General features: G+C 66.8%; 7 protein-coding genes. 1 reads left to right on the top strand and 6 read right to left on the bottom strand.

All coding sequences use genetic code 11. The features are described 5' to 3' along the window. Window positions 1–105: 105 nt before the first annotated feature. From ACYPYD_RS22580 to ACYPYD_RS22555, 6 genes are read right to left on the bottom strand one after another with little or no spacing between them, the layout of a single operon-like run. Entirely contained in the window at window positions 106–606 is a 501-nt protein-coding gene (locus ACYPYD_RS22580) for a hypothetical protein (protein ID WP_459665654.1), read from the bottom strand. Next, window positions 606–1,817, bottom strand: coding sequence for a phosphotransferase family protein (locus ACYPYD_RS22575; protein WP_036529637.1), 1,212 nt, complete (start codon window positions 1,815–1,817; stop codon window positions 606–608). Before ACYPYD_RS22575 ends, ACYPYD_RS22580 begins: the two co-directional genes overlap by 1 nt. A 46-nt stretch (window positions 1,818–1,863) precedes the next feature. After that, window positions 1,864–2,880 (bottom strand): zinc-dependent alcohol dehydrogenase family protein, encoded by a 1,017-nt coding sequence (locus ACYPYD_RS22570; protein ID WP_459665653.1) that lies wholly within the window; start codon window positions 2,878–2,880, stop codon window positions 1,864–1,866. 14 nt (window positions 2,881–2,894) lie between these two features. Then, window positions 2,895–3,275, bottom strand: a complete 381-nt coding sequence (locus ACYPYD_RS22565; protein WP_051587159.1) for an EthD domain-containing protein — start codon at window positions 3,273–3,275, stop codon at window positions 2,895–2,897. An 11-nt stretch (window positions 3,276–3,286) separates the two neighbouring features. Beyond that, window positions 3,287–4,045, bottom strand: a complete 759-nt coding sequence (locus ACYPYD_RS22560) for an SDR family NAD(P)-dependent oxidoreductase (protein WP_036529635.1) — start codon at window positions 4,043–4,045, stop codon at window positions 3,287–3,289. 52 nt (window positions 4,046–4,097) lie between these two features. After that, on the bottom strand, window positions 4,098–4,850 hold the full coding sequence (locus ACYPYD_RS22555) for an SDR family NAD(P)-dependent oxidoreductase (protein WP_459665651.1): 753 nt from the start codon (window positions 4,848–4,850) through the stop codon (window positions 4,098–4,100). A 239-nt stretch (window positions 4,851–5,089) separates the two neighbouring features. On the opposite strand from ACYPYD_RS22555, the gene ACYPYD_RS22550 reads away from it, so the two are divergent. Beyond that, window positions 5,090–6,681, top strand: a 1,592-nt coding sequence (locus ACYPYD_RS22550; RefSeq protein ID WP_459665650.1) for an FAD-dependent monooxygenase, incomplete at its 3' end; no start/stop codon positions are given.

The following is a 6,681-nucleotide window of genomic DNA, read 5'->3' as shown; positions in this document are numbered from 1 at the left end:
TCATTGCGAGAATAGCGAAGCAATCCAGGGCAGTACGAAACCGCCCTGGATTGCTTCGCCATGCTCGCAATGACGAAGGGTGGTTTAACCCAATGTCATCGTGTTCTACGCCTCCAGCAGCGTCTCGATCGGGCGGACCTTGTCGGGCGCGGATTCGAAGCCCGAGCCGATGAACCACGCACGCTGGCGCTCGATCGGCATGGCGCTCGCGTCGATCACCACCCTGCGGGCCTGATCCGCGAGATCGGGGGCGAGGGTTTCGATGAGCGCGCAGGTGCTGTCCATCAGGGCGCTGCGGGCGGCTTCGATCTCGTGGTTTTCCCGTGACGGATCGGCAAGCGCCGCTTCCAGTGCCTGCCGGGGAGCCGACAGGGCCTGACTGGACGTAAGGGCGCCCAGCTTTCCGGCGAGGTCCAGCGCATCGCTCGACAGCGCGCGGATGAAACGGCGCGTCATCGGCAACTGGCTGCGTAGCACGCCGAGCGTGGCGAGCGACAAGTGCAACTGCTCCTGCGCCACCTTCTCGTCCGCCCGGATCGCAGGGCCGACGGCTTCGCGCAGCGCCTTGATGACGACCTGCAACTGGAGATCGGAATCGGGGACCATCAGAGCACCTCCTTCAGCGTGCCGCGCAATTGTTCCATGATCGGGTAGCTGATCATCGCCAGCCACGAGACGACGATGTCCTGGTGCGTCTTGGCGCCTTTCGCCACGCGGTATCCGGTGCCGAGGCAGATCGAGACCGACAGGTAGCTGCACAGCACCCGGTAATAGGCCAGCCGCGCCGGATCGACCGTCAGGCCCGACGCCTTCTCGTAGGCGGCGATGTAGTCGTCGTAAGGCAGCATGCCGTTGATGAGCTGGGCGGTGCCTTCCTCGTTCGAATGGCTGTACGGGTCCATCATCGACCATGCGAGGTCCTGATGGCGGTCGCCCAGCAGCGCCAGTTCCCAGTCGAGCCAGGCGGTGATCCGTGCGTCGTGCTCGGTGAACAGAAAGTTGCCGGCGCGGCAGTCGCCATGGACCAGCGAGACGTGGTCGATCGGTGGCGCATTGGCGATGAGCCAGTCGTAGGCGACCGTCATCAGCGGTTCGTCGTGCGCGCGGTCTTCCTCCCACACCCGCCGCCACCAGTTGACGAGGCGGATGACGCTGGCGTTGGAGCCGACCTCCACGCCGTCGAAGCTGGGCAGGCGGGGCGCGAGTTCCGCGCCCATGCGGTGAAAGCGCGCCATGTGCTCGATGAACTGCGCGGTGATCGGCGCGCGCAGCTTAGGGCCATAGTTGAGGCCGATGCCGGTCACCTGCTGCGAGGGCAGATCGGAAGGCTTGGTCACGCCTTGCGCGAAGCCGTAGATCAGCGCGGGGTGCGGCAGGTGTTCGCCATCCGGATCGACCCAGAAGCAGGGCGGCACCGGCACCAGGCCGTCGAGCGCCTGGAGCAGCTCGAACTCGCGCTTGCGGCTGGTCTCGACCACGGACTCGTTCGGTTCCATGCGCAGGACCATCGGCGCCTTGCGACGCGCCGATCCGTCCTGCCATTCGAGTTCGAAGGCGACCTGGATCTTCGACGCCCCGCCGGTCAGCCAGCGCGCGTCGGAGATCGTGAAATCGTCGCCCACGTTGGCGCGGATGAGGCTGGCGGTGCCTTCGATCAGGCTGTCCAGCGAGTGGGCGGCGTAGACGTCGCCGCTCGCCCGCAGGCGCATCTTGCGTGACAGCGTGCGGTCGATCTCGGCCTCGACCGGAAACCGGTCCCGGATGGCGTCGAGGAAATGGTCCTCGGGGCGCTGACGTATGTCGAGAGTGCCGTGCATTGGTTGAGCCACTTCCTTCCCAGTCGTTTCTTGTATCCTGGCGGGGTCAGGTCATCTCGATGACGACTTTGCCCATGTGCTGCGCCGCGCGCAGGTGTTCGTAAGCCTCTGCCGCCTCGTCGAAGGTGAAGCTGCGGTCGATCAGCGGTTCGATCCGGTGCGCTTCCAGCGCGCGGCCGAGGTCTTCGAAATGGCGGCGCGAACCGACCATGACGCCGCGCACCAGCGCCCCGCCGACGAGGATCGCCAGCGGGTCGATCGTACCGGGGGCGATGACGCCGACCATGGCGATCTCTCCTCCGCGCCGCAGCGCCGCGAGCGATTGCGGCATCGTGCCCGGCCCGGCGCTGTCGGCGATCTTGTCGATCCCGCGTCCGCCCGTGAAGGCGCGGGCGGCGGCGCCCCATTCGGGCGTCGCGGCGTAGTTGACGACATGGTCCGCGCCCATCGCCGTGGCCCGTTCCAGCTTGGCGTCGCTGGACGAGGTGATGACGACGCGCGCCCCGGCGGCCTTGGCCAGTTGCAGCGTCCAGATCGCGACACCGCCCGTGCCAAGCGCCATCACCGTAGAGCCGGGCGTGATCGGCTCGCGGCCGTAGAGCGCGTTCCAGGTGGTGACGGCGGCGCAAGGCAGCGTGGCCGCCTGCGCGAAGTCCATGTAGCCGGGGACCGCCACCAGGCCGGCCTCACCGACCACGACATATTCGGCGAGCACACCGTCGATCGCACCGCCCAGCGCGGACGCACCGTCCGCGTCGGTCATGTCGCCGCCAATCCAGCTCTGCATGAAGATCGGGCAGACCCGGTCCCCCACCGCGAAGCGCGAGCAGCCTTCACCCAGTTCGACGACCTCGCCCGCGCCATCGGAAAGCGGCACGATCGCGTCGGGCGCACCGCCCGGATAATGCCCGTCGATCATCAGCAGATCGCGGAAATTGAGCGAGAAGGCACGCATGCGCAGCAGCACCTGCCCGCGACCGGGGCGCGGCATGGGCGCGCGCTCCTGCCGCAGTCCGGCGATGCCCTGTCCCGGCGTGATGACGTAGCGTCGGTTTTCGGTCATCGCCGAATCTCTCCCTATGCGACAGTGTAGTCGAAGATGGTTTCCTCGTCCGCGAGGAAAGCGCTGATGCGGGGGGCGTCGATGAACTGTTCCTCGTCCGCCTGCAGCACCCCGCTGGCCTCGATGCCCTCGGGCGAGGAAAGCGCGGCCTGCATGGCTTCCTCGCTTTCCCACCATACTTCGGTGAGGCCGTCGGGCGGGCGCTTCCAGCCGCGCCCTTGCGCAAAGGCGTCGATCTCGGGCGAGACGCGCTTGTGGCTCTGCACATAGCGCACGAAGCCCATCGCCTTCGCATTGGCACGCACCAGCGCGCCGTGTTCCACCAGCCAGCGGCGGGCGAACTGCTCGTCTGTCATTTCCGGCTTCTTCCAGACTTCAACGACCATCTTAATCATGTCAGTCTCCCTCAGATGGCGTAGCCGCCGTCGACGATCATCGGCGATCCGGTCATGAACGAGGACATGTCGGACAGCAGGAACATCGCTGCATTGGCGATCTCGTCCATCTCGCCGAAGCGGCCGATGACGTGGCGCTGGCGCAGTCCTTCGAGCGCCTCGGAGAACACCGGATCCTGCATCAGCCGGTCCTTGGCCATCGGCGTCATGATGAGGCCGGGGCACAGCGCGTTCACCCGGATGCCGAGCGGCCCGCCGTCGCAGGCGACCGCCTTGGTCAGCCCGACGACGCCGTGCTTGGCCGCCACATAGTCGGAAGCGTTGATCTGCCCGCGAATGCCCGAGGAGGATGCGGTGTTGACGATCGCCCCGCCGCCGCTGTCCTTCATCACCCGGAACTGGTGCTTGAGGCAGTAGAACACGCCGACCAGATCGACGCCCAGCACCGCCGCGATATCTTCTGCGGTCAGTTCGTGGACCGGCTTGTTGCGCATTTCGATCCCGGCGTTGTTCATCGCCCCGTCGAGCCGGCCGTAAAGCGAAACCGCCTTGTCCACGGCGGCCGCCACGCTGGCCTCGTCGGTGACGTTGCAGGGCTGGAACGCGGCCTCGCCGCCCGCGTTGCGGATGCCTTCGACGACCTCGGCGCCCGCTTCGGCGCTGAGGTCGGTGACAAGCACGCGCGCGCCGTTCGCCGCGAAGACTTCGGCGCAGCGGCGGCCTATGCCCGATGCCGCGCCGGTGATGAGGATGGCCTTGCCGTTCAGCATCCGTATTCTCCCTTGGCGGCCGTGCCGCTCTGCAAAGTCATGGGTCGCGCTCTCATCCCGGGAACAGCCCGCCGTCGACGATCAGTTCCGCGCCGGTGACGTAGGATGCGTCGTCGGAGCACAGGAACAGCGAACTACGGGCGATCTCGTCCGGGTTGCCGATGCGCTTCATCGGGATCGAGGTGCGGATCATCTCGCGCTCCTCGGGCAGCATCGTCGCGAGTTGCGGCGTGTCGATCATGCCGGGGTAGATCGAGTTCACCCGCACGCCGCGGCCTGCATATTCCTGCGCGGCGGCCTTGCTCATGCCCCGGATCGCCGCCTTGGCGCCGTGGAACGAGAAGCACGTCACCGTCGACATCATCGCCAGTACCGAGGAGATGTTGACGATCGCGCCGTTGCCGCTCGCCCGCAGATGCGGCATCGCCGCGCGCATGCCCAGGAACGTGCCGGTCTGGTCGATCGAGACGATGCGGTTCCAGCCCTCCAGCGTCTCGTCCTCCACCCCGAACATGTGGTTGAGGCCCGCGTTGTTGACCAGCGTGGTCAGTCCCCCATAAGCGGCCAGCGCCGCGTCGATGGCAGTCTGCCAGGAGCTTTCGCTGGCGACGTCATGCTCGATGGCGATGGCCGCGCCGCCGGATTCGACGATCTGCGTCACCACGGAGCGGGCAGCGTCGAGGCGGATGTCGGTAGCGACGACTTGCGCACCTTCGCTGGCGAACAGGCGGGCGTGCGCCGCGCCGATTCCGCTGCCTGCGCCAGTTATGAGCGCGATTTTTCCGGAAAGTCGGCCGGTGGGCATCGTCTTGTCCTTCATCCCTTGGTGCAGTCAGTCGCTGCACTTTCCATAAACAGACCAGACGGTCAGCCAATGTCAAGCATTCAATCGCGACTTCGGGATCGTGCGCTCGGTTTCAGTGCGATTATTGCTAAAATCATAGCCTGACCCGGCTTGACGTCCATTTGCGCATTGCGCACAAGTTGACCATATGGTTCAATTTCGTTACTCGCGGTTGGGCAAGGCATAAGAGGGGAGATGGAATGACGCAGATCGAAGTGCCGGTGCTGATCGCCGGAGGCGGGCCGGTCGGCATGACGCTGGCCCTGAACCTTGCCCGCTACGGCATTCGCTCCCTGCTGCTGGAGCGGAACCCGGCGACCACGCGCCATCCCAAGATGGACCTGACCAATGGCCGCAGCATGGAGCTGTTCCACCGTCTCGGCCTGGACGAGGCGCTGCGCGACGCGGGCGTGCCGCGTGCGAACGGCTTCGACATCCTGTGGATCACCTCGATGGTCGGACACGACCTGTACCGGTTTCCCTACCCCTCCGCCGACGAGAAGACCCGCATCATCCGCGAGGAGAACGACGGCAGCCACGGCGCGCAGGCGCCCTTGCGGGTCAGCCAGATCCAGATCGAGCCGGTGCTGAAACGGGCGATCGACGCCAATCCGCTGATCGACGTGCGCTTCGGCACCCGCTTCGAGCGGATCGTCGAGAATGGCGCCGATGGCGTCACCGCCGAGATCGTCGATTCGCAGAGCGGCGAAACTAGCACCGTGAAGTGCCGCTTCCTTGCGGGCTGCGACGGCGGGGGCAGCCGCGTGCGCCGGGGTCTCGGCATTGCGCTGGAGGGCGAGGAGAACGTCGCCGGGGCCTACATGGTCCACTTCCGCACCGACGACCGCGAACTGCTGCAGCACTGGGGGCCGATCTATCATCTGCAGTCCGGGCTCGGCACGATCATCGCCCAGAACGACCACGACATCTACACGCTGCAGGCATGGCTGCTGCCCGGCATGAACCCGGACGAGATGACCGCCGAGGGCGTGCTCGAAGCCTGGGTCGGCAAGGCGTTCGATTACGAGATACTGCAGGCCAATCCGTGGCATGCGCATTTCGTGGTCGCCGAGAAGTACCGGGACGCCAGCACGCTGCTGGCGGGCGATAGCGCGCACCAGTTCATCCCGACCGGCGGCTACGGCATGAATTCGGGCATCGCCGACGCCGCCGCGCTGTCGTGGGTGCTGGCCGCGAACCTGCAGGGCTGGGGCGGCGACGGGCTGCTCGATGCCTACGATGCGGAGCGGCGGCCGACCGCGTGGTGGCATCTCGAAGCCTCGCGCCGGCACATGGGCGTGCGCCAGCAGATCACGATGATCTACATGGAGGCGGGCGACCTCGAGGGTGAAGGCCCCGAAGCCGACGCCCGCCGCGCCGATGTCGCCGCGAAGATCGCCGCGCTCGGCAATGCCGAGAACGAGAGCTGGGGCGTGGAGTACGGCTATCGTTACGACCAGTCGCCGGTCGTGGCGGGCGAGGGGGAGGCCCCGGCGATAGACCCGCTGACCTATGTGCCGAGCACCTGGCCCGGCGCACGCCTGCCGCATGTGTTCCTTGAGGACGGGACGGCGCTGTTCGACCGGCTCGGGCTGTTCTTCACACTCGTCGTGCTCGGCGATGCGGACACCGCGCCGCTGGAGGATGCGGCGAAGGCACAGGGTGTTCCGCTCGACGTGCTGCGGCTCGATCGCCCGGACCTGCGCGCGATCTACGAACGCGGCCTGATCCTGGTGCGGCCCGACCAGCACGTCGCCTGGCGCGGCGATGCCTTGCCGGACGACTGCGCGGG

This window comes from Novosphingobium sp. 11B (assembly GCF_054589055.1).
This window is presented reverse-complemented; position numbering and strand designations above follow the sequence as displayed.